This window comes from Campylobacter jejuni, assembly GCF_001457695.1.
Taxonomy (GTDB): Bacteria; Campylobacterota; Campylobacteria; order Campylobacterales; family Campylobacteraceae; genus Campylobacter_D; species Campylobacter_D jejuni.
The window spans coordinates 1,189,729-1,213,166 of sequence record NZ_LN831025.1; the positions used below are offsets into that span (position 1 = coordinate 1,189,729).

Annotated in this window: 26 protein-coding genes; 8 read left to right on the forward strand and 18 right to left on the reverse strand. The window is 31.6% G+C overall.

Features of this window, described 5'->3' with window-relative positions; all coding sequences use genetic code 11:
• Window positions 1-27 precede the first annotated feature (27 nt).
• On the forward strand, window positions 28-981 hold the full coding sequence (waaF, locus tag AT682_RS06085; protein WP_002839071.1) for a glycosyltransferase family 9 protein: 954 nt from the start codon (window positions 28-30) through the stop codon (window positions 979-981).
• A 6-nt stretch (window positions 982-987) separates the two neighbouring features.
• On the opposite strand, the gene AT682_RS06090 is transcribed toward waaF, so the two are convergent.
• The 5 genes from AT682_RS06090 to gmhB are packed head-to-tail and all read right to left on the reverse strand — an operon-like array spanning window position 988 to window position 5,192.
• Window positions 988-1,743, reverse strand: coding sequence for a glycosyltransferase family 25 protein (locus AT682_RS06090; RefSeq protein WP_002869013.1), 756 nt, complete (start codon window positions 1,741-1,743; stop codon window positions 988-990).
• Window positions 1,743-2,303, reverse strand: coding sequence for a D-sedoheptulose 7-phosphate isomerase (gene gmhA / locus AT682_RS06095; RefSeq protein ID WP_002869012.1), 561 nt, complete (start codon window positions 2,301-2,303; stop codon window positions 1,743-1,745). The genes AT682_RS06090 and gmhA overlap by 1 nt, the downstream gene beginning before the upstream one ends.
• Window positions 2,300-3,685 (reverse strand): D-glycero-beta-D-manno-heptose-7-phosphate kinase, encoded by a 1,386-nt coding sequence (rfaE1, locus tag AT682_RS06100; protein ID WP_002882955.1) that lies wholly within the window; start codon window positions 3,683-3,685, stop codon window positions 2,300-2,302. Before rfaE1 ends, gmhA begins: the two co-directional genes overlap by 4 nt.
• The gene (rfaD, locus tag AT682_RS06105) at window positions 3,678-4,631 is read right to left on the reverse strand and encodes an ADP-glyceromanno-heptose 6-epimerase (protein ID WP_002882954.1); all 954 of its coding nucleotides are present in this window, start codon (window positions 4,629-4,631) and stop codon (window positions 3,678-3,680) included. The genes rfaE1 and rfaD overlap by 8 nt, the downstream gene beginning before the upstream one ends.
• Window positions 4,632-5,192 carry a D-glycero-alpha-D-manno-heptose-1,7-bisphosphate 7-phosphatase gene (gene gmhB / locus AT682_RS06110; RefSeq protein WP_002882953.1) on the reverse strand — a complete coding sequence of 187 codons (561 nt, stop codon included), beginning with the start codon at window positions 5,190-5,192 and terminating at the stop codon, window positions 4,632-4,634.
• An 81-nt stretch (window positions 5,193-5,273) separates the two neighbouring features.
• Here gmhB and AT682_RS06115 point away from each other — a divergent pair, with 81 nt between their 5' ends.
• Window positions 5,274-5,576, forward strand: coding sequence for a c-type cytochrome (locus tag AT682_RS06115; RefSeq protein ID WP_002852762.1), 303 nt, complete (start codon window positions 5,274-5,276; stop codon window positions 5,574-5,576).
• A 22-nt stretch (window positions 5,577-5,598) separates the two neighbouring features.
• Here the strand turns inward: AT682_RS06115 and ccoS are convergent, their stop codons facing one another.
• Window positions 5,599-5,805 (reverse strand): cbb3-type cytochrome oxidase assembly protein CcoS, encoded by a 207-nt coding sequence (gene ccoS, locus AT682_RS06120; protein ID WP_002852798.1) that lies wholly within the window; start codon window positions 5,803-5,805, stop codon window positions 5,599-5,601.
• A complete protein-coding gene (locus AT682_RS06125; protein WP_079263880.1) occupies window positions 5,802-8,159 on the reverse strand; it encodes a heavy metal translocating P-type ATPase in 2,358 nt (785 codons plus the stop codon). The genes ccoS and AT682_RS06125 overlap by 4 nt, the downstream gene beginning before the upstream one ends.
• Before the next feature lie 108 nt (window positions 8,160-8,267).
• On the opposite strand from AT682_RS06125, the gene rho reads away from it, so the two are divergent.
• From rho to AT682_RS06140, 3 genes are all read left to right on the forward strand, one after another.
• Window positions 8,268-9,566 carry a transcription termination factor Rho gene (rho, locus tag AT682_RS06130; RefSeq protein ID WP_002852852.1) on the forward strand — a complete coding sequence of 433 codons (1,299 nt, stop codon included), beginning with the start codon at window positions 8,268-8,270 and terminating at the stop codon, window positions 9,564-9,566.
• A gap of 3 nt (window positions 9,567-9,569) precedes the next feature.
• Entirely contained in the window at window positions 9,570-11,105 is a 1,536-nt protein-coding gene (dnaX, locus tag AT682_RS06135) for a DNA polymerase III subunit gamma/tau (RefSeq protein WP_002858347.1), read from the forward strand.
• 76 nt (window positions 11,106-11,181) lie between these two features.
• Complete coding sequence (locus AT682_RS06140; RefSeq protein WP_002882950.1) at window positions 11,182-13,083, forward strand: NAD(P)/FAD-dependent oxidoreductase; 1,902 nt, start codon at window positions 11,182-11,184, stop codon at window positions 13,081-13,083.
• Here the strand turns inward: AT682_RS06140 and copA are convergent.
• The 6 genes from copA to AT682_RS06170 all read right to left on the reverse strand — a co-directional run bounded on the left by copA (window position 13,073) and on the right by AT682_RS06170 (window position 17,988).
• The gene (copA, locus tag AT682_RS06145) at window positions 13,073-15,178 is read right to left on the reverse strand and encodes a copper-translocating P-type ATPase CopA (RefSeq protein ID WP_002894644.1); all 2,106 of its coding nucleotides are present in this window, start codon (window positions 15,176-15,178) and stop codon (window positions 13,073-13,075) included. The two genes, AT682_RS06140 and copA, sit on opposite strands and share 11 nt — an antisense overlap.
• Window positions 15,178-15,372, reverse strand: coding sequence for a heavy-metal-associated domain-containing protein (locus AT682_RS06150; RefSeq protein ID WP_002882808.1), 195 nt, complete (start codon window positions 15,370-15,372; stop codon window positions 15,178-15,180). Before AT682_RS06150 ends, copA begins: the two co-directional genes overlap by 1 nt.
• Window positions 15,362-16,312 (reverse strand): CDF family cation-efflux transporter CzcD, encoded by a 951-nt coding sequence (czcD, locus tag AT682_RS06155; protein WP_002882810.1) that lies wholly within the window; start codon window positions 16,310-16,312, stop codon window positions 15,362-15,364. Before czcD ends, AT682_RS06150 begins: the two co-directional genes overlap by 11 nt.
• 75 nt (window positions 16,313-16,387) lie before the next feature.
• The gene (locus tag AT682_RS06160; RefSeq protein WP_002831611.1) at window positions 16,388-16,651 is read right to left on the reverse strand and encodes a TFIIB-type zinc ribbon-containing protein; all 264 of its coding nucleotides are present in this window, start codon (window positions 16,649-16,651) and stop codon (window positions 16,388-16,390) included.
• Between the two features lie 69 nt (window positions 16,652-16,720).
• Window positions 16,721-17,215, reverse strand: a complete 495-nt coding sequence (locus AT682_RS06165; RefSeq protein ID WP_004306693.1) for a threonine/serine exporter family protein — start codon at window positions 17,213-17,215, stop codon at window positions 16,721-16,723.
• The gene (locus AT682_RS06170; RefSeq protein ID WP_002853925.1) at window positions 17,212-17,988 is read right to left on the reverse strand and encodes a threonine/serine exporter family protein; all 777 of its coding nucleotides are present in this window, start codon (window positions 17,986-17,988) and stop codon (window positions 17,212-17,214) included. Before AT682_RS06170 ends, AT682_RS06165 begins: the two co-directional genes overlap by 4 nt.
• A 66-nt stretch (window positions 17,989-18,054) precedes the next feature.
• Here AT682_RS06170 and ldh point away from each other — a divergent pair, with 66 nt between their 5' ends.
• Complete coding sequence (ldh, locus tag AT682_RS06175; RefSeq protein WP_002927732.1) at window positions 18,055-18,981, forward strand: L-lactate dehydrogenase; 927 nt, start codon at window positions 18,055-18,057, stop codon at window positions 18,979-18,981.
• On the opposite strand, the gene AT682_RS06180 is transcribed toward ldh, so the two are convergent.
• The 5 genes from AT682_RS06180 to AT682_RS06200 all read right to left on the reverse strand — a co-directional run bounded on the left by AT682_RS06180 (window position 18,978) and on the right by AT682_RS06200 (window position 22,677).
• Window positions 18,978-19,580, reverse strand: a complete 603-nt coding sequence (locus AT682_RS06180) for a DedA family protein (RefSeq protein ID WP_002822507.1) — start codon at window positions 19,578-19,580, stop codon at window positions 18,978-18,980. The genes ldh and AT682_RS06180 overlap by 4 nt on opposite strands.
• An 80-nt stretch (window positions 19,581-19,660) precedes the next feature.
• The gene (locus AT682_RS06185) at window positions 19,661-19,888 is read right to left on the reverse strand and encodes a hypothetical protein (RefSeq protein ID WP_002822505.1); all 228 of its coding nucleotides are present in this window, start codon (window positions 19,886-19,888) and stop codon (window positions 19,661-19,663) included.
• A gap of 10 nt (window positions 19,889-19,898) precedes the next feature.
• A complete protein-coding gene (omp50, locus tag AT682_RS06190; RefSeq protein WP_004306694.1) occupies window positions 19,899-21,314 on the reverse strand; it encodes an outer membrane tyrosine kinase in 1,416 nt (471 codons plus the stop codon).
• A 163-nt stretch (window positions 21,315-21,477) separates the two neighbouring features.
• Window positions 21,478-21,960, reverse strand: a complete 483-nt coding sequence (gene ppi, locus AT682_RS06195; protein WP_004306695.1) for a peptidylprolyl isomerase — start codon at window positions 21,958-21,960, stop codon at window positions 21,478-21,480.
• Between the two features lie 9 nt (window positions 21,961-21,969).
• Complete coding sequence (locus AT682_RS06200) at window positions 21,970-22,677, reverse strand: YebC/PmpR family DNA-binding transcriptional regulator (RefSeq protein ID WP_002780603.1); 708 nt, start codon at window positions 22,675-22,677, stop codon at window positions 21,970-21,972.
• Window positions 22,678-22,785: 108 nt separating this feature from the next.
• On the opposite strand from AT682_RS06200, the gene AT682_RS06205 reads away from it, so the two are divergent.
• Together AT682_RS06205 and AT682_RS06210 are read left to right on the forward strand one after the other, a co-directional pair.
• A complete protein-coding gene (locus AT682_RS06205; protein WP_002852742.1) occupies window positions 22,786-23,127 on the forward strand; it encodes a DMT family transporter in 342 nt (113 codons plus the stop codon).
• Complete coding sequence (locus tag AT682_RS06210) at window positions 23,127-23,435, forward strand: DMT family transporter (RefSeq protein ID WP_002896692.1); 309 nt, start codon at window positions 23,127-23,129, stop codon at window positions 23,433-23,435. Before AT682_RS06205 ends, AT682_RS06210 begins: the two co-directional genes overlap by 1 nt.
• Window positions 23,436-23,438 lie beyond the last annotated feature (3 nt).

Genomic DNA, 23,438 nt, shown 5'->3' on the forward strand with positions numbered 1-23,438 from the left:
ACAATTCTATCAAAGTTTAGGAAATTTATGAAAATTTTTATACATCTTCCCACTTGGCTAGGCGATGCAGTGATGGCTTCGCCTGCTTTATACGCTATAAAAGAACATTTTAAAAATGCCCAATTTATCCTTTATGGCTCTTTGGTTTCCACAGCACTTTTTAAAGAATTTCCTAATTCTAAAATCATCATAGAAAATAAACAATCTCGCTATAAACAAGCCCTATCTTTACGCAAAGAACTTGGCAAAATCGATTTTAGCTTTGCTTTTAGGTCTGCGTTTTCTTCTAAGATTATCTTGCATATTCTTAAAACGAAACAAAGATATTTTTTTGACAAAAACAAGCACAAAGAAGAACATCAAGTTTTAAAATACCTTTATTTTATAGAAAACTCACTTAGTATAAAAGCTCATTTTAAAGACTTAAAGCTTCCCTTTAAGCTAAAATTTCAAAACCCTCTTGTCTTAAAAAATGGTAAAAAAATTCTAGGACTCAACCCTGGTGCAAGCTTTGGAAGTGCAAAAAGATGGGATGTGAGTTATTTTGCTAAAGTGGCTTTAAATTTCAGCCAAAGTCATGAGATTTTAATCTTTGGTGCAGGAAAAGCCGAACAAGAACTTTGTAATGAAATTTATCAAATTTTAAAAGAACAAAACATAAAAGTAAAAAATCTTTGCAATAAAACTACCATCAAAACCCTTTGTCAAAATATCGCTTTTTGCGATCTTTTCATCACAAATGACAGTGGACCTATGCACATAAGTGCGGTTTATAAGGTAAAAACCGTGGCTATTTTTGGCCCTACGAAATTTACTCAAACTTCACCTTGGCAAAATGAAAATGCAAGATGGGTGCATTTAAATCTAGCTTGTATGCCTTGTATGCAAAAAACCTGCCCTTTAAAACACCACAAATGCATGAAAGATTTAAAACCAGAAATCATCATAGAAGTAAGTAAACAATTGCTATTTCTAAATTAATTAAAATTATACTTCACGTCTTAAAAATTTTATTGCCTTTTGTTTATATGTAAATTTTAAATAAATAAAATACAACCTACAAATTTCTTTAATTATTCTTTTAAAAATAGGTCTTTTGTCTTTTTTTCTCTCTTCAATAGTGGAATTAATATCTGTTGTCTTTAGTAAAAGAGGAGTGTAAGTTATAGTAAAAACTTTACTATAATAATACATATCCATAACATTATCCACTGGTTTAATCCAAAATTTTAAATTATCAATAAATTTTAAAGCCGAAATAGGTTTTATAAGATACCCTTGTGTTCCGCCAATACTATCCAAAGTAAACAAAAAATTATCATTAAGCTTCAACATTTTACCTTGTGTTAAATAACAAAGTCTTATATATTCATACTTACTCTTTAACAATTCATCTATATATTCTGCCCCATTATTTAAAAATTCATCGCTAAATTCCACATCATCTTCTAGGATGATTATAGGCTCATCAAGCTTCACACATTCTTGCCAAAGTTTATAATGACTAGCAAAACAAGCTTTTTCTCCATCAGAAAGCTCTCTGCCCAGCACCCAAGAACCCCACCAAGGAAAATGATCTTTAAATTCCAAATGTTCTTTATTTTTAGCATCAATAGCCTTAAAGAAAATAAATTCTAATTTATTTTTTAAACTAAGATTTTTTTCAAAAAGCTTTTGAATTTGTTTTTGTATATGCTCTTTTCTATCTAAAGAACGCTCTAAGTTGATGATAAAAACTTTCATTAAAAACCCTCATCTATGATCTGACAAAGTGTGTGTATGATCAAAATGTGCATTTCTTGAATTCTAGCCGTATCATCACTTGGCACGACAAGATTGTGATCGCAAAGCTTATTCATCATTCCACCACCCTTTCCACTAAGCCCTAGACAAAGCATATTAAGTTCTTTTGCTTTTTTAAAAGCTTCTAAAACATTAGGGCTTTTTCCACTGGTTGAAATACCGATTAAAACATCATTTTCATTTCCTAAAGCTTCCACTTGTCTTGAAAAAACAAACTCAAAACCATAGTCATTTCCTATAGCACTAAGTGCTGAAGTATCGGTTGTAAGCGCTATACCTGCTAAAGCCTTGCGTTCTTTTTTATAACGCCCGCTAAGTTCAGCCGCAAAATGCTGAGCATCAGCTGCGCTTCCACCATTTCCGCAAATCAAAATCTTGCCGCCTTTTTTAAGACATTCGCACAAAAGTTCGCCTACTTTAGCGATTTGTCCTTTTAAAATTTCACTGGCTTGAGCTATTTTTTGATGTTCTTGCCATTCTTTTTCTACTAAACTTATCATTTTTTATCCTTTATTTTTTCTATGATCTTGCTTGTACTAAATCCTTCTTCAAAGTCGATTAATTCAACCTTTGAAACAATATCCGCACCCACAACAATTTTATCTTTATAATCAGCTCCTTTAACCAAAATATCAGGCTTTAAAAAGCTTATAAGTTCCAAAGGCGTATCTTCATCAAAAACTACTACAAAATCTACAAAATAAAAAGCTGCCAACATACAAGCTCTTTGAAACTCTGAATTTACAGGACGACTCTCGCCTTTGAGGCTTTTCACACTCGCATCTGAGTTTAAGCCCACAACCAAAACATCGCCCAATCTTTTAGCTTTCTCAAGATATTTTATATGTCCAAAATGCACTATATCAAAACAACCATTTGTAAAAACGATCTTTTTATCATTTTGTTTTAAAAGTGCCAAAAGTTCTTCTTTGCTTTTGATTTTTTTCTCAAAATCCACGTGCTTAAAACTTTTAATCTCATCAAAACTCACACTCACACTACCTATTTTACTTACCACAACAGCTGCGGCTTCATTGGCAAGTTCGCAAGCTTTAAAAATTTCAATTTCATTTGCCAAACAAAAAGCCAAAACGGCAATCACACTATCGCCCGCCCCTGTTACATCATAAACTTCTAAAGCTTTAGCAGGTGCGATTTTTAAATTCTCATCAAAAAGTGCAATCCCCGCTTCTGAAAGAGTGATGATAGAATAACGCAAAGCAAAATCTTCTTTTAATTTTTTAATCCCTTTTTCTAAATTTTTACCCTCTAAATTTTCAAATTTCAAAGCCTCTAAAGCTTCTTTTTTATTAGGCGTGAGTAGGGTTGCACCACTATATTTACTAAAATCACTCCCCTTAGGATCAACCAAAACAGGGATATTTAAAGCCTTAGCCTTTTCTATCACAGCCTTACAAACTTTAGGGGTTAAAACACCTTTAGCATAATCGCTTAAAACCACAGCCTTAAAGTCTTTAATCTTTTCATCAAACAAAGCAATAAGCTCATTTTCGAGCAAAATTGCACTTGTATCTTCTTCATCTAGTCTTAAAACCTGCTGATTGTGCGCCATAATGCGATTTTTAAAAGGGGTTTTGCGTCCTTTTTGGATCAAAAATTCTCCTTTTAAATTTTCTTGTAAAAATTTCCCACTCTTATCATCACCCACAACACCAAGCGCAAAAACATCAGCTCCCAAGCTTTTTAAATTTGCATAAACATTCGCAGCCCCGCCTAATCTTTTATCTTCTTTAAGAGTTTTAGCTACCAAAACAGGGGCTTCAGGGCTGATACGTGAACAATCACACCAAGTGTAATTATCCACCATAAAATCCCCTATAATTAAAATTTTAGGTTTTTGCTGACTTAAAAACTCAAGCATTTACTTCCTTTTCAAAAAGTCTTTTTATCTCGCCTAAATAATCTTTTATCCCCTCTTCAAGACTAAATTTTGGCTGATAATCCCAAGTTTGATCTAGCTTTGCTTCAGTGTGGAATTGATAAGATTTTACATAAGGATTTGGGATATATTCGCAAGGCAAATCAGTCTTTAACTCTTTTTGCAAAATATCAACTATATCTTGAAAGGTTCTTGCTTTACCACTGCCTACATTATAAACCCCGCATTTTGAATCAAGGGCGATTAAATTGGCACTAATAACATCTTTAATATAAGTAAAATCTCTATAAATTTGATCACTTCCTTCAAACAAGCGTGGATTTTTTCCTGCTAAAATTTGATGGCCAAATTGCAAAACCATAGAAGCGGTTTTGTTTTTATAAAATTCGCCTTTTCCATAAACATTAAAATATCTAAGTCCTACTAAATGGGCTTTATCATAGTATTTTTTCGCTAGCTTATCCATCATCAATTTTGAAAAAGCATAAGGATTTTTTGGTTCTTCATCTTTACCTACGGTTTGTGGACTTTTTGCATCACCATAAACCGAAGCTGAACTTGCATAAATAAGCTTTGCATTAAGATCTATGCTAAGTTCTATAAAGTCTTTAAAAGTATTTAAATTGGTTTGTAAAACCTTAGTTTGATCAAAAACCGTAGTGTCTGAAATTGCTGCTTGATGAAAAATAATCTCTGGTTTAAAATCTTCAATCTTTTTTAAAACTTTTTCATCGTTAATATCGCCTGCAAAAAGCTCTCCATCAAATTCAAGTAAATTTTTAAAATGCCCAAAACTTTGTAAATTTCCATTTTCAAAAGTCGCACTACTACGCATTTTATCTATGATTAAAATTTCATGTTTTTCTTGCAAATTTAAAGCCAGTTGCGAACCTATAAATCCTGCACCACCTGTGATTACTACTCTCATTTAAATGTCCTTTTCTTTAAAAAAACTCAAAATTTCTTTTAAATTTTTAAATTGTCTAAAAAAATCACCTTCTTTTTTTTCTTCATTTACTAAAACCAAAGTGCCAATATTAGCATTTAACCCTGCTTGCATATCGCTTAGATTATCTCCGATAAAGATAGAATTTTTCATATCTAAATCAAACTCATCTTTTGCTTTTAAAAGCATGCCTGCTTTAGGTTTGCGACACTCACAACCTTCTAAATGCGGACAATGATAAATTTTATCAATTTTTATATCTTGCTTGGCAAATTCTTTAAGCATATAATCACAAAGCTTAAAAAAATCACTTTCTTTATAATATCCTCTTGCAATGCCTGATTGGTTTGTCGCTATAAAAAGCAAATAATTTCTAGCTAAAAAATATCTACAAAGTTCAAAAATTCCATCACAAAATTCGAAATCTTCTATTTTATAAACATATTTTTTATCTATATTAATCACACCGTCTCTATCTAAAAATAATGCTTTTGTTTTCATAAAAACATTATAATATAGCTTTTTTAAAAAGAAAATAAACATTATCTTTAATTTCTTAAGATTTTTATTAAAAATAAAGATATATAATACCTAGCAATCTAATTTTTACTAAGGAGAAAACAAATGAAAAAATTATTAGTAGTTTCTGCTTTGGCATGTCTTGGTGTTTCTGCTTTTGCTGCAGATGGTGCTACACTTTTTAAAAAATGCGCAGTATGCCATGGTGCAAATGCTGACAAAGTTTACTTAAACAAAGTTCCAGCTTTAAAAACTCTTTCTTCTGCTGAAAGACTTCAATACATGAAAGAATATTCAGAAGGTAAAAGAAATGCTTATGGTCAAGGTGCGATCATGAAACTTAACCTTAAAGGTTTAACTGAAGAAGATTTTAAAGCTATCGAAGCTCATATTGAAACTTTAAAATAATTTCTAAAAAAGGCTTTTCTTTTTAAGAAAGCCTTTTTTTATCCAAAGCTTCTTTTTTACGTCTTTCTAATTCTATAGCATCACGTAAAGAATCCTCATCATCATTTAAAGTAGTAAATTTATAATCATCATCAAATTGCTTATTTTTAATCCCCCAAAGCAAAGTTGCCAAAATGATAAAAAACGCTAAGATAGAAACTCCTATCATCATCATGATTATACTATTCATTCTTTGATCCTTAAAGCATTTAAAACGACTATTATACTACTAAAAGACATAGAAATAGCAGCAAATAAAGGATTTATCATACCCAAAAAAGCCAAAGGTATGGTACAAGCATTATAAAACAAAGAAAAAGCAAGATTTTGCTTGATAATTTTAAAGGTATTTTTAGATAATTTGATGGCTTTTTTTAAAGAAAGCAAGTCATTTTTTAAAAGCAAGACATCGCTACTCTCGATGGCTAGATCACTTCCTTCTCTTAAAGTCATCGAAACACTTGCATATTTTAAAGCTAGTGCGTCATTTACCCCATCACCTACAAATAAAACTTTGTAATTTTTGCTTAAATTTTCTATAGTTTTCATCTTATCTTCTGGTAAACAAGAAGCTTGATAATTTTGAATTTCTAATTTTCTAGCTATTTTTTCCACTGCTTTTTGATGATCGCCACTTAGTATCATTAATTCTTTTTTTTCTTTTTTAAGATAAGTGATAAGCTCTTTTGCACCTTCTCTTAAAACACTATCAAACTCAAAAAAAGCTAAAATTTTACCTTCCTTGGCAAAAATAAAATGCGTATTATCAAATTCTTTAGCCACAATACCCTTTTCTTGCAAAAATTTAGAACTTCCGCCTAAAAGCAACCCTTCATTTAACTCAGCACTTAAACCTTTAGCTTGAATGCTTGAATGCTTTTTAAAATCCAAATTTAAATCCTTAGCTCCTTTTTGCTTTAAATACGACGCAATATTTTGAGATATAGGATGTTTAGAAAGTTTTACAAAATTATAAAGCACGTTTAAATCAAGCACTTTATCCAAAAAAACCTCTTTAAGTTCAAGCTCTATTTTAGTCAAAATACCCGTTTTATCAAACACCACACAATCACATTTGCTTAAATCTTCTATCACACTAGAACTTTTAAACAAAATATGTTTTTTTAAAGCCCTACCTAAAGCTACAAGATTGCTCACTGGCGTTGCTAAAGCCAAAGCACAAGGACAAGCGATAATCAAAACTGCAATCGCATTGACTAAAGAAATTTCAAAACTTGCATCTTTATAAAAAAACCAAAAAGCAAAACAAATAAAAGCGATCAATAAAACCGTTCTAGAAAAATAAGCCGAAAGACTATTGACCAAACTTTCAAGTTTTGCTTTTTTAGAACTTGCAAGTTCTAAAAGCTGGATAATTTGACTGAGTTTTGAATCTTTGTAAAGCTTTGTTGCTTCATACTCCACACTTCCATCAAGCACTATACAAGCTGAAAAAATTTCATTTTCTTTTTGTATGAGTTTTGGGGTATTTTCTCCATTTAAAGAAGAAGTATCTACGCTCATTTCACCACTTTTACAAATCCCATCGATTAAAATTTTATCTCCAGTTTTAAGCAAAATTCTATCCCCCAAACAAACCTTTTGCACTTCTTTAGAGACAAATTCTTTACCATTGAAAACTAAAACTTCATTTTGCAAAAAATCATTAAGCCCATCTATAGTATCTAAAGCACGCTTTTTGCTAAACATCTCAAGATATTTACCTATAAAAACAAAGCAAATTATCATCGCCACAGAGTCAAAATACACTTCCCCTACCCTAAAAAACATGGCCCATAAAGAATAAACATAAGCCAAACTCGCTCCGCTAATCACCAATACATCCATATTTAAACTATGCATTTTTAAAGTTTTAAAAGCACTTTTATAAAAATGAGATCCCGTATAAAAAAGCACAGGAGAACAAAGGATAAATTCAGCAAAATTTAAAATATCCTTAGTGTCCTTATCCATACCGCTAAAAAATCCTGCGTATTTTGCCACTGCTATCCACATGATATTCATCACACAAGCTATAGCCACAACAAGCTTAGAATAAAATTCCCTTTTTAATAAATCCGCTTTTTTTGAAGCCTTGCTCGCATCATAAGCACTCGCTTTATAACCTATGCTTTCAATAAGTCTTAAAATTTGCACCAAAGAAATGCTTTGTTCATCAAAAACAATGCGTGCTTTATGGTTTAAATGATTAATATCAAGTTCTAAAATTCCTTCTTGCTTGGTTAAAATTTTCTCATTAAGCCACACACAAGCTGCACATTCTATACCGTGTATCATGAGATAAATTTCACTAAATCCTTCTTTGGTTTTAGTGATAAACTCATCATAATTTTTCATTTCATTTTGAAAATTTACAGGGCTTAAGGTTTGATTTCCAAGCTTTTCATAAAACTCATCTAATCCACTTTCATGTAAAATTTCCCAAACGCTCTCACAACCCTTGCAACAAAAAAATTTACCCTTATACTCTATCATTTGGGCTTGTTTATAATCAAGTCTGCAATGTTCACATTTCATAATCATTCTTTAAAAAAATATTTTTTATAATTATAGACAAATTTGACAAAAAGTGTATTTTTTTACTAAAATCACACTTTACAAAAAATATTCTGCTAAATCTTACGAGGACTTATGGAAAAAGAAAAAAAACAACATCAAAGAACCCACGTTCCAGTGGAAGGTTATAAAATTGAAGAATTAAAATTATTAGATTTAGAAAATCTAGTTAAAATCGCCAATGAATGTGAAATCGAAAACCCAAGAGAATTTCGCCGCCAAGAACTTATTTTTGAAATTTTAAAAGCACAAACAAAAAAAGGTGGTTTCATACTTTTTACAGGGATTTTAGAAATTTCTTCTGAAGGTTATGGCTTTTTAAGAGGCATGGACTCCAATCTTAGTGATAGCGTTAATGACGCTTATGTTTCAAACTCACAAATTAAAAAATTTGCTCTGCGTGTAGGCGATATCGTTACAGGACAAGTTAGAGAACCAAAAGATCAAGAAAAATACTACGCTCTTTTAAAAATCGAAGCGATCAATTATCTGCCTTTACAAGAAGCCAAAGAAAGACCTTTGTTTGATAACTTAACCCCTATTTTTCCAACAGAAAAAATCAAACTCGAATACGATGCGATGAAGCTTACAGGTCGTGTTTTGGATCTTTTTACTCCTATAGGAAAAGGACAACGCGGGCTTATCGTTGCTCCACCACGCACAGGTAAAACAGAACTTATGAAAGAACTTGCTACTGCTATTGCAAAAAACCACCCAGAAATGCATTTAATCGTACTTTTAGTCGATGAAAGGCCTGAAGAAGTTACCGATATGCAAAGATGTGTAAAAGGCGAAGTTTTTAGTTCTACTTTTGATTTACCTGCTTATAATCATGTGCGTGTAGCTGAACTCGTGATAGAAAAAGCCAAAAGAATGGTAGAAACAGGCAAAGATGTTATCATCTTGCTTGATAGTATCACAAGACTGGCACGTGCTTATAACACCGCAACTCCAAGCAGCGGAAAAGTCCTAAGCGGCGGGGTGGATGCTAATGCCCTACACAAACCAAAACGCTTCTTTGGTGCAGCTAGAAATATAGAAAATGGAGGCTCTTTAACTATAGTTGCTACAGCTTTAATTGATACAGGTTCAAGAATGGATGATGTGATTTTTGAAGAATTTAAAGGCACAGGAAATAGCGAAATAGTTCTTGATAGAAATATCGCCGATAGAAGAATTTATCCTGCGATTAATATCATCAAATCAGGAACAAGAAAAGAAGAATTACTCCAAGGCGTAGCAAATCTTCAAAAAATTTGGGCGATCCGTTCAGCGATTTCTCAAATGGATGATGTTGAAGCGTTGAAATTTTTATATTCTAAAATGCTTAAAACCAAAGACAATGTAGAACTTTTATCTATAATGAACGAGTAAAAAATGCTTCAAGCTTTAGCGATTAAATACAGACCAAAAACTTTTGATGAACTTATAGGACAAAAGACAGTTAGCGTAAGTTTAAAATACGCCCTAAATCATAATCGCTTAGCTCATGCTTATCTTTTTTCAGGACTTAGAGGAAGTGGAAAAACTTCAAGTGCTAGAATTTTTTCTCGTGCTTTAGTTTGCGAACAAGGACCAAGTGATACTCCATGTGGCACTTGCAAACACTGTCTTGCAGCACTTGAAGGCAAACATATAGACATTATAGAAATGGATGCTGCAAGCAACCGTGGGCTTGAAGATATACAAGCCTTAATCGAACAAACCAAATACACCCCTTCTATGGCAAGATTTAAAATTTTCATCATTGATGAAGTACATATGCTTACCCCACAGGCTGCAAATGCGCTTTTAAAAACCTTAGAAGAACCCCCAAGTTATGTTAAATTTATACTTGCAACCACAGATCCTTTAAAACTTCCAGCTACTGTGCTTTCAAGAACACAACATTTTCGCTTTAAACAAATTCCACAGAGTGAAATTTTAAATCATCTTAAAGAAATTTTACTTAAAGAAAATGTTAAATTTGAAGAAGAAGCTTTAAAATTTATAGCAAGAAGCGGCAATGGATCTTTAAGAGATACTTTAACCTTGCTTGACCAAGCTATTATTTTTTGTCAAAATGAAATCAGCATTAGTAAAATTACAGATATGTTAGGCTTTTTAGATCCTCAAAAAATCAAAACCTTTTATCAGGCTATCTTAACAAAAGACAAGGAAAAAGTTTTTGCGTATTTAGAGGAATTACAAGACTATGAAGCCTCAAGCGTGATTGATGAAATGCTTTTTTATTTAAAAGAAAGTTTTTTTGCAAAAAGTACAGAATTTTCTACTTTAATTTATGAAAGATTTTTCCGTATTTTATCAAAAGCTAAGAATATGCTTTGCGATGATGATGGCTTTACGCTTTGTGTTATGGCTTTTATGATGATGGAAGCAAGTCATTTAAAAGAAATTGACGCACAAATCCAAGAAATCAAACAAGAAAATATGACAAATATTACACCTAGGATCACACCTGCTCCTATCATACCTAATCTTGAGAAAAAAATAGAAAAAAATGCTTATGAAATCTTGCTTGATAGTATTTATGATAGGGATTTTAATCTTGCAGAATGCTTTAAACAAAGCACAAAATTTATTAGTTTTGAAAACAATACTTTAAATATAAGCTCAAACGCACAAGGACAAAATCGCGATACACTCAATAAAGGTTTTAAACTCATACAAGAACTTTTTAAAGCTAAATTTGGGGAAAATGCAAAAATTAATGTGCAAAAAGCACTAACAATTGATGAAAATAAGCTTCAATCCTTAACTCAAGAATTACCAAACAATGAAAATAAAAACATAGATATTCAAAGTTCTATTAATATGCTTAAAGAAGGGGCTAAAAAATTTGACCCACAAGAAGATCTTAAAGAGGCTCTTAAAGATTGCTTTGGCAATCCTCAAATCCAAAATATAGATTAAGATATTGCTTAATAATAATATAATTAATCTTTAGCTACAATATTTTTTTATAAATTATTTAGAAAGAAGAATAAAAATGCAAAGAAGAGACTTTCTTAATGGCATGGCCTTAGCTGTCGTTGCAGGCATGACACCCTTACAATTACTCTATGGAAAAGATAGTAAAATTGAAGACTTTACAAAAGAATACTATCCTCCCAATCTACTTGGATTAAGAGGTAGTAATAATAAAAGCTATAAATACGCTCACATGTTAAGAGATGGAGATAAATTTGGTTTTAGCAGTATAAAACCTAAAGAAAATTATGATTTAGTAATCGTTGGAGCTGGAATCAGTGGACTAGCTGCAGCTTGTTTTTATCAACAAAAATTTGGGGAAAATAAAAAAATTTTAATTCTTGACAATCATGATGATTTTGGAGGACATGCTAGACGCAATGAAATACAACTTGATGAAGGAACCATTTTAAGTTACGGAGGAAGTGAAAGTTTTCAATCCCCAAAAGCACTTTATTCTAAAGAAGTAATCGAACTCTTAAAATCACTTGGAGTCAGTATAGATGAATTAGCAAAACGATTTGATGTAAATTTTTACCCAGATTTAAAATTAAGCAGAGGGGTATATTTTTCAAAAGAAAATTTTGGTGTTGATAAAGTTGTCAATGGAAATCCTAGAAAAGTTATTTGTGATGATATCCCAGATTCTAAAAATAATGGAAAAAGTATTGAAAATTTTATTAAAGATTTTCCTATGACTTCTAAAGATAAAAGAGAGTTAATATCCCTTTTTAAAAGCAATAAAGACTATCTCAAAGGTTTAAGCAAAGAGGAAAAAGAAGAATATATGGCTAAAACAAGTTATAAAAAATTCTTAGAAGAAAAAGTAAAATTATCCCAAAAAGCTATAACATTTTTCGAGGGAATGACGGATGATTTTTTAGCTTTAGGTATAGATGCAATCTCTTGTGAGGATGCAAGAATTTCTTTTTTACCTGGGTTTGATAAATTAGGACTTGATCCTATCGAAGGAGAAGCTTTGGCCGAAATGGAAGAACCTTACATTTATCATTGTGCCGATGGAAATGCTACAGTAGCAAGATTAATGGTAAGAAAGCTGATTCCTACAGTGTCACAAAAAGGTAAAGATATGGACGATATCACCTTAGCTCATTTTGACTACTCAAAACTTGATGACCCTAATAATAAAGTTCGTTTACGATTAAATAGTACTGTTATTCATGTAGAAAATACAAAAAATGGAACCTTAATAAGCTATATCAATCAAGGAAAAAAATATAGAATTAAAGCAAAAAATGTTGTAATGGCTAATTATAACAATATGATTCCTTATATTATCCCTAGTTTACCTAAAGAACAAAAAGAAGCCTTAAGTAAAAATGTAAAAACATCTCTACTTCACACCAAAGTAATTATAAGCAATTGGGAATCATTTATTAAACTAGGGGTTCATGAAATTTATTCACCAAAAATGCCTTACGCTAGAACAAAACTTGATTATCCGGTTGATATGGGTGGCTATCATCATCCAAGAGATCCAAAAAAACCTATATGTATTCATATGGTTTGCTCTCCTTTAGCTCTAGCCAATATTCAAGGTATTGATCTTGAAGGGCTTGATGCAAGAGATAGAGCCAGAGTAGGTAGAAATCTATTGTTTACCATGAGTTTTGAAGAACATGAAAAAATCATTAGGGGGCAGCTTCAAGGAATGTTGGGAACTGCAGGTTTTAACCACGAAAAAGATATATTAGCAATTGTTGTAAATCGCTGGGGACATTGTTACTCCTATACAGAAAATAGTCTTTATGATGATCCTAAAATTGCAGAGCAAACCAGGCTTATAGCTAGAAAACCTTTTGGCAATATTGTTATAGCTAATTCAGATTCAGATTGGTCAGCTTATATGCATTCAGCTATCGACCAAGCTTATCGCGCTATTAATGAGATCAAGGCTTAGATTTTCTAAGCCTTAAAGAATTAAACACTACAGTAACAGAACTAAAACACATTGCAAGTGCTGCTATATGAGGACTTAAAGCGATAAAAGGTACAAATCCTGCTGCGATGGGAATGCAAAGTACATTATAAATAAAAGCCCAAAAAAGATTTAGCTTAATAATACTGCGTGTTTTTTTAGCAAGCTTAAAGCATTTAAAAATAGCTGATAAATCATCTTTTATCAAGATAAAATCCCCTGTTTTTTTTGCAAGTTCATTTGCCTTTGAAAAACTTATACTCACACTTGCAGCAGATAAAGCTGCCGCATCATTGATCCCATCTCCTACAAAAAGAGTTTTTTCAAATTTTTGAATGATTTGTAGTTTTTCTTCACTCTTAAGTTGAGCATAAAATTCGTCTATTTGTAATTCTTTGGCTATTTTTTCTACATTTTTTACATGATCGCCGCTTAAAATAAAAGTTTTAAGATTTTGCTCTTTCAAATTTAACACAAGCTCTTTAGCCTCATCTTTTAAAGCATTACTTAATAAAACACCGCCTAAACACTTTTTATTCTTAGCAAAATACACCCTAACATATTCTTTAAAAGAGTCAAAAAAGATATCACTTTCTTTTGTATCAATTTCATTTTCGTGCAAAAACTGCGCACTGCCTGCAAGATAAATATCACTATCTTCTTTATATTTTATGCCAGAACCCACAATCACTCTTCCCTCACCCTTTAAATCACAAATTTGATCTTTATGTAAAGCCTTAGCTATAGGATGAGAGCTTAAACTTTCAATTTGACATAATTTATCAAAATCATCTTTAGAAAGATTGTGTTTAAAAACACTCAATTTTTCCTTTGTTAATGTACCCGTTTTATCAAAAAAAGCATACTTAACTAAGGCTAATTTTTCTAAAGCAGCAGGATTTTTAATAAGAATGAAATTTTTTGCCGCATTTGTGCTTGCCACAACCAAAGCTATAGGTGTTGCAAGCCCTAAAGCACAAGGACAAGAGATCAAAAGCACAGCACAAGCGTGTAAAAAAGCCGTATTTAAATCTGTTTTTGCCGCCCAAAAAACAAAAACTAAAAAAGCAAAAAATATTATACCCCCTACAAAGTATTTAGAAATTTGATCTGCTAAATTTGCCAAAGGACTTTTGATATTTCCTGCTTCAAAAACTAGATTTTTGATTTGTTCTAAAGTGCTATCCATAGCCTTTTTATTTGCCTTAATCCTTAAAGCACCATTTAAAACCACTCCTCCTGCTTGAACTTCATCGCCTTCTTTTTTTAAAACAGGTAAAAACTCCCCATTTAAAAAACTCATATCAAGCTCTGCACTTCCTAAAAGCACCACTCCATCTGCGACAATGCTTTCTCCTTCTTTTACCAAAAGCACATCACCACTTTTGACAAAAGAACTTGGAATTTCTTTGATACTTTCATCTTCAAGCAAAATTTTTGTCTTTTTTGTGTCTATATTTTCTAAAATTCTTTGATAATCTTGTGCTTTAAATTTGGCCTTACTTTCAAGATATTTTCCTAAAAGCACAAAAGAAATAATCATCATTGCACCGCTAAAATACAAATCTTCTTCTTTAAAAATTTGCAAATACACCAAAAAAGAATACACAAAAGCACTCAAAGTCCCTAAAGCTACAAGGGTATTCATATCTAAATTTTTGCTTTTAAGTCCCAAAAAAGCATGAGAAAAAAAGTCTCTCCCACAATAAAATATCCCAAAAAAACTCAAAGCCATTTGAATATTTTGCGAAAAAGAACTTCTAACAAACATTTCAAAATACATAATAATCACACTCAAAACTATACTTAAGAGCAAATTTTTTCTTAATTCTAAGTGTTTTTTTGCCTTGTATGCGTTCAAGTTTTGTTCATCTTCTAAAATTTCAAAGCCTAAATTTTGAATTTTTGCGATGATATCTTTGCGTTTTTCTTGATCTTCAAGTAAAAAAACCCCGCTAGAATTCACATAAGAAACGCTAGCATCTTTAACACCATCAATTTTTTTACAAGCTTTTTCTATAGCATTAGAACAATTAACGCAAGTCATTTTGCCTATTTTTATACGCAATTCTTCCATTATAAACGCTCTACGATCTCAAAACCTAAATCTTGAAATTCTTTTGTAAAATTTGATACTTGATTTTCTTCTAAATTTAAACTTAAAATTTTTTGATCCAAATCCACTTCTATATTTCCAAATTCATCTTCGAGAGAATTTTTGATCAAATTTACACAATTCATGCAATTAACATTTTTTACTTTAAATTTCATTTTCACTCCTTATAGGTTGTATAGTAATGTGCCCGATTTCAAATTCATATAGTAACTTATGGGATAAATCCTGAGATAGTTTTTCAAATTCCTTTAGATCGTAAACTTTCACTTTTAAATGCATGGAAGCTACTAGCATTTTATTAGTGATTTGAGTGATATGCAAATCCACCACCTCATCCACGCTAGGATTTAAAAGCAAAACTTGTCTTACTTTTTCTATATCCACAGGAGAACTTTCAAGCAAGACATTAGCGCTTTGTTTAAGTAAGATAATCGCCCATCTTAAAAGCAAGATTGATAATACAATAGCTAAAATCGTATCTATATAAACAATACCGCTAAAATACACCACGATCCCACCTATGATAACCGCTAAAGAACCCAATAAATCGCTCATCATATGTAAAAAAGCGGACTTCATATTGACATTTTCTAAATTTGCACCCTTAAACATCATCAAAGCATTAATCCCATTTACCAAAAAGCCCAAAATAGCTACAATTATCATGGTTTTAGCGTCAATTTCTTTTGGATTGATAAATTTTTCTATAGCCTCATAAATGATAAATAAAGCCGATAAAATAATGGTTAAAGCATTGATAAAAGCCACTAAAACTTCAAGACGAAAATACCCAAAGGTCTTTTGATGATCTTGCCATTTTTCTACAGCTATAATGGCTAAAAAACTAAGAGCTAAGGCAAAAACATCAGAAAACATATGCAAAGTATCGCTTAAAAGTGCCAAAGAATTTGAAAGGATTGAATAAATAAATTGCACAAGCATCATAGAAAAAGTCATTAAAAGAGAAATTGTTAAAATCTTTTTATCCACACTCCTTGCATCAGCATGGGAATGATGATGTTCATGAGAATGTTCTTCGTGATTATGATGACAAGATTTGTTAGCTAAAGGCTCGTGTGATAAAAATTTATACATCTTATATCCTTTTTTGCTTGACATTTTAAGATATTAAGCTAAAAAGGATATAAATATTTGTTATTTTTATAAAAATTAAAAGTCAAAAAGCTCGCCTAGCCAACTTTCTTTCTTTTTCTTTTTATAATAGTCATTGTGCTGATGATAAGCTGAGTCATTATATCTTGACTCTTGTCTTGGAGCTTGGTTAAAATTTGCTGTATTAGGGACACTGCGTTCTATGATTTTGTCAAGTTCTCCACGATCAAGCCAAACGCCACGACACTTTGGACAATAATCAATCTCAACTCCACTCCTATCGCTCATAACCAAATCTACATTACAAACTGGACATAACATACAATACCTTTTTTTAAATTTTTGACTTAAAATTATAAAAAGAAATATTAAACAAATTTACAACAAGTTTTAATGTTTTTTTACATGTCTAGTCATCATAAAACTTTGTTCAAAAAATATAAGCAAGGTAACACTCACTCCTATAGCTAGAGCCAAAGTCACAGAAACAGTTGTAAAAAAATAATCAAAAAATTGAACTAAAAATTCAGACTTAGCCTTCAAATCATCACTGCGTATAAAAGAAATAAGATACAAAATCGCTTTATAAGCATAAATTCCAGGTATCATAGGAATAAGAGCAGGGAAAGCGATAATTTCAGCAGGGGTTTTGATAATTTTTGCTAAAGCAATTCCTAAACATCCTATGCAAAATGAAGCAACAAAAGTTGCAATTGCTAAAGTTTGAAAATGAAAATATTCCACCAAGGTAAAACGAAGCCCATGTGCAATTGCCGCTAAAAGAGCAGATAAAATAAGGGTTTTTAAAGGTGGATTACAAGCATAAGCAAACCCAAATCCCGCCACAGCAGCAAAAAACATATCTCTTAAAATAAATTCAATCATCTTAAAATCCCAAAATCCGAAATACTAAGCGTCATGTAAATTCCAAGTGCTATACAACAAATCAAAATAGCCACGCTGATAATACGGCTAAGCCCCATTAAAATATGATCTTTTAATATATCAATCACAGAATTTATAAAAAATACCCCTGGTATAAGATACAAGATACTAGAACCCAAAGCCACATCAGAAGTATTGGTATATCCCATATCCAGTCCAAAAAATACAAACCATGATGAGATAAAAGAACAAAGGATGTATTGAATTCTTAAATCAATCTTTGCTTTAGTTAAAATATATCTTAATAACAATCCCACAAAAGTTGCAAAAAATACTAAATTTCCAGCACCAAAATCACCACCAAAAAGCCTGCAAAAAGCCGAATTTGCCATAGAAACAAATAAAAGATTAAGCAAATAAGAATGCTTTTTTTGTTGAGAAATTTGCTCAAAAACGACTTTTGCTTTTTCAAGATCGTATTTGTGATCATATATAGCCCAGCTTAAAGCACTTAAATCAAAAATAAGTTTAAAATTAACATGGGCATGATGATTGGGTATAACATAAGTTCTTTGAATGGAGTTATCATCCATATCTACAACATTTAAAGTAATATGATGAAAAAAGAAATTGATATTTATCTCATAGCCATAAACCTCAGCTATTCTTCCTACGCATTTTGCCACCCTAGCTGTATAAGTTCCAGCACCTAGCAAAGTTTTAGTATATACGATTAAAAAATTAGTTAATCTTTGTATATCAGGTTTTTCCATATTTTAATAATCTTTGATTGAATTTGTTATAATTATAGCAAATTTTAAAATAAATAAGGAGAAAAAATGGCAAAAATCGGTATAGTTGGTTTAGGTTATGTAGGAGCTGCTAGTGCTTATAGTATAGTTACTCAAGGAATTTGTTCAGAACTTTACTTATATGATATAAAACAAGATTTAGCTCTAGCTCATGCAAGAGATTTGGAAGATATGTCAGCCATTCATTTTTCTTATACAAAAATTTTTCATGCACTAAATTTAGAAAATTTAGCTTCTTGCGATATTATCATTTTAGCTTTTAGAAAAGAAAGCTTAAAAGAATTACCTAGTCGCTTAGTAGAACTTCAAAACAATATCCTCGAACTTAAAGACATTGTCTTAACCTTAAAAAATGCTAATTTTAAAGGCAAATACATCGTCGCAACAAATCCAAATGACACCATAACTTACTACACTCAAGTATTAAGCCAATTACCTAAAAATCATGTTTTTGGTAGTGGAACAAATTTAGATAGTTCAAGACTTAAGAAATTTTTAGCCAAAGATTTAAACATAAATTCAAAAGATATTTTTGCTTGTATGATTGGTGAACATGGAGATTCTCAGTTTGCAGCACTTTCTAATGCAAGCGTTTTAGGACAAAATTTATTAGATTTTTACAAGCAAAAATTAGGCAAAGATTTAGACATACAAGAACTCGAAAAAGCCGTGATTAGCGAGGGATATTTCATCTATGAACGCAAAGGAAGAACAGAATTTGGCATAGGAACTTCTTGTGCAAATTTGGCCAAAGCCATCCTAGAAGATAGAAAAAGTTTACATCCTGTAAGTGTGGTTTTTGATGATATAGCTTTTTCAATGCCCGCTATCATAGGAAAAGATGGTATAGAAAAGGTTTTTGAATTAAAATTCAATGAAAAAGAAAAAACAAAATTAGAAAATTCAAAACAACAAATCAAAAACGCCATACAAAGCGTAAAAGATAAAATTTAAGCCTTTTTAAAAGGCTTTTTGATTTTGATATAAATTAAACTTGCTAAAATCACAAAAACAATTATAATGATTAAAATTTGAGTTAAATAAGTTTTAATCAACTCTTCATTTTGTCCTATATAATAACCCAAAAATACAAGTATAGCCACCCAAATAGCACTACCAAGTGCAGTAAAAAGTATAAAATTTACAAGTTTCATTTTTACCAAACCTGCGGGCATAGAGATGTACTGACGAATTCCTGGTAAAAGACGACAAGTAAAGGTTGAAAATTCCCCGTGTTTGTTAAAAAATTCTTCGAATTTAGCAAATTTGACTTCATTTATACCAAAATACTTACCCCATTTTAATACAAAATTTTTACCCCAAAAAAAGCAAATATAGTAATTAATCAAAGCCCCTAAAACAGAACCTAAAGTCCCACTAAGTATACAAAGAGTGATATCAAGTTCGCCTTTATGTGCCAAATATCCAGCAGGTATCATAACAACTTCACTTGGAAAAGGTATAAAACAACTCTCTAAGGTCATTAAGATAATAATACCCAAATACCCCCAAGCACTAGCCGTCTCAACAATAAAAGAAATGATTTCTTGCATATTAGCCTTATTTGAAGAAAATTTTAAAAAATTGTAGCTTAAAAGATTAAACAGTAAAAAGCGGTTTTATACCGCTTTTTTTATTTACCTGCAACTGAAACTTGATTTGGATTGTCCGCTGCACGAGCGATCATACACTCTTTTAAAACAGCAGCATCAGCTGGATCGCTAACTTTTTTATTAATCCAGCGTTCAACTTGTTTCATTGTTTTTGACTCTGGCTCTGGAGCTTCGTATTTTGCCATCAAACTTGCACAATCAGCTAAAGCAATGATAGGTAATAAACTTGCAAAAAGTATTTTTCTCATCTTTTGCTCCTTAGAATTTTACATTATACATTAACATGATATTATCAGCTCTTGCTTTATCTTTTTTCGCTCCACCAAATGGTAAGCCACGATTACCCCAAATATTTTGGATATTAGTATAACTTAAGCGTAAGAATTGATATCTATCGAGTTGATAAATCACATAAAAATCATGTGCCGTTCCTCTTGTCATTCTTATATTAAGCGGATCGTTGATACTTGGACGGCTCATAGTATACCAGTATCTACTTCCCCAGAAGAACTCATACCCTACTTTTAAAGCCTTGGTAAAATCATAGCGTCCGCCTACATGCACAGCATAGCCATCTTTTTCATTGAACTTACCATTACCATAACCTTTACCTTGAAGAGCTGCACTTAATAATGGATTTATCTCATTATTGCTTCCATTAGAATATCCCAAAGATGCGAACCAATTAAAATTTGTTCCAAAAGCTTTGTAATTTTCAAAATGAATATTAGCTAAAGTAAGATTACCTAAATTAACAACTTCATCATCATCCAATAATATCGATCCTGGAATAGGCAATGCAAAATCAGTCATATGAGCCACATTGAAGATAATAAGATTATCTCCCATGCCTTCTATAGGAAGTTCTCCTTCTACTGCAGCATAGTAAAGATTTGCATCAGCATCTTTTTGATCGCTCATCCAGTCTCTTACCTTGCCTTCTTCATCCCATTGATAAGTTTTACCATAAGCTGCACGGATAGCTACCTTATGATCTTGCAAACTTTCAGGCTTATAAGTGATCACTGCTGCATCACCTAGAGCGTTGATTGCTAAGGCTGGATAAGTTGATTGTCTTAAAGCATTGTTTCTAAGGTTGCTTCCTGGGCCATCGGTTCCTGGCTGTCTTCCTATGGTTGCAATCCACTCAGGTGTGATATAGTAGTCAAGATAAGCTCTATCTACATAAAGCACAGGTCCGCTTGATCTTGTGTTTCTTCCTGCATCTAAGTCATAAGGGCTTCCACTCCAACCCATTTGAGACCAGTTTTTAGCCATAGATAAACGACCATAGAATTTGGTTTTATCATTAATATCAGCATTCATATTTAAATGAAGCTCATTCATCCATTTGTTATTAGCGCTATAATCTTGTCCGCTAACTTTATAGTTTGTATTTGAAACCGCTGTTGAAAACTCAAGTCCAAATTTAACCTTGCTCAAAGCAGCTTGAAATTCTGTTTCATCGGCTCTATCATTAAGATCAGCAAGTTCAGCTTTTACAGCTTCATTTTGCTTAGCTTGAGCTTCCCTTTCTTTTCTGATTTGTGCAAGTTCAGCTTGAATTTGCGCAAGCTGTTTTTGAAGCTTGGTTATCTCATCATCTGTATTTTTAGCAAAAAGTGAAGATGAAAGAAGACAAGCACTTAAAATAAGTGAAAACTTAGTTTTCATAATCATAACTCCTTGTAATTTTGTTACATTTAGTAAATTAAAATTGTGATTATAGAAAAAAAAGTTTAAAAAAAAATTATATATTAATCATTTTTAGCTAGTCAAACTTATGACTAGCTTTGTAAATATTGTAGTTTCAAAAAAGTTTTAAAATTTTAAATTTTTAAATTTTATCGCAAATTTTTATGTCTAAAATTTTATCTCCTTGGCGTATGGAGTCTAAAACTTCTAAACTTTCTTCATCTTTTGGATCAATTTGCCCAAAAACAGTATGAACTCCATCTAAATGAGCTTGAGGGCTGTGACAAATAAAAAATTGAGAACCACCCGTATCGCGTCCTGCGTGTGCCATAGATAAGGTTCCACGCTCATGTTTATGTTCTTGATCACCACATTCGCAAATGATTTCATATCCAGGCCCACCTATACCATTGCCGTGTGGACAACCCCCTTGTATGATAAAATTTGGGATCACACGATGGAAATTTAAATCTTTATAAAATCCTTCATTAGCTAAAGTAGCAAAATTACAAACCGTTTGTGGAGCCTCATCGCCAAAAAGTTTTAGTTTCATTGTACCTTTTTCAGTTTCTATAAGAGCAAATTTATATTCGTTTACTTTGCTTGTGTCGATTGTTTTTATCATTATTTCTCCTTAATCTATATTTGTATAAACAGCTTGAACATCATCATCATCTTCTAACTTATCTAAAAGTTTTTCTATATCGCTAAGCTGTTCTTCGCTAAAGCTTACAGGATTGTTTGGTATATACTCAAGTCCTGCTTTTTTAAGAACTAAACCCTTAGCTTCTATAGCAGAACTTAGCTCACCAAAGGCAGTATAATCACCGCTAATTACTAACTCTTCTTCATTTTGTTCTAATTCTTCAAGCCCTGCATCAATCAAATCAAGTTCTAATTCTTCTAAATCTCCTGCAAATTTTTCAAGATGAAAAACCGCTTTTCTAGTAAACATAAAGCCTAAAGATCCATTTTGTAAAACTTCTCCACCATTTTTGCTAAAAATAGCTTTTACATTAGCCACGGTGCGTGTAGGGTTATCGCTCATACATTCAACTATAACCAAAGCTCCATGTGCAGCTTTTCCTTCATAATGAATGTTTTTAATATCTGCGCTATCCTTTCCACTCGCACGCTTAATAGCCGCATCTATATTATCTTTTGGCATATTATTTGCTTTTGCTGTAGCTATAGCACTTCTTAATTTTGGATTCATATCAGGATCAGTGCCACCTTCTTTAGCAGCTACTTGTATGGCTTTAGCAAGCTTAGGAAAAAGCTTACTCATTTTATCCCATCTAGCCTCTTTAGAAGCTCTTCGGTATTCAAACGCTCGTCCCATAAATTCTCACTTTCTTTAAAGATTTTTAAACTTAAAAGTATAAACTAAAAAGGCTAATTAAAGCTTTAAATGGTATGATTTTACCATTTATTTTTGGGGAGAAACTTTTTGAATATCGCAAAAAAAGAACTTTTTATTGCTTGGTTTTTCTTGATTGCTGCTATTGTATTTGAAGTTTTAGGTACTAGTTTTTTAAAAATGGAAAATCAAATTTTAGGCTATATATTTATGGCTTTATTTATAGCTTTTTCTTATTTTTTTATGGGCAAGGCGATTAAAAAAATTCAAGTAGGCATAGCCTATGCTGTATGGGAACTTTTAGGGATTATTCTTATACTTTTAGTTTCTTTTATAGTTTTTAAAGAGAGTTTAACCTTAACTCAAATTCTAGGCATTGTTCTTTCTATCGTTGGAATTATCATGATTAACATAGGCGAGGTTAAAGAATAATGTATATTTTTATCATTGTTCTATCGGCATTGTTAGATATCGTAGCAAATTTATTGCTAAAAAAATCAGATGGTTTTAAGCATAAAATTTGGGGCTTGGCTGCGATTATCAATGCTATACTTGCTTTTTTTCTGCTTTCTTTTTCTTTAAAATATGTTCCTTTAAGCATAGCTTACTCAACTTGGGGTGCTATAGGCATTATAGGAACTTGTCTTGGTGGATGGATTTTATATAAAGAAAAATTAAACAAAATAGGAATTTTAGGTATCATTATCGTGATAATAGCAGTATTTTTACTAAACTATTAAAAC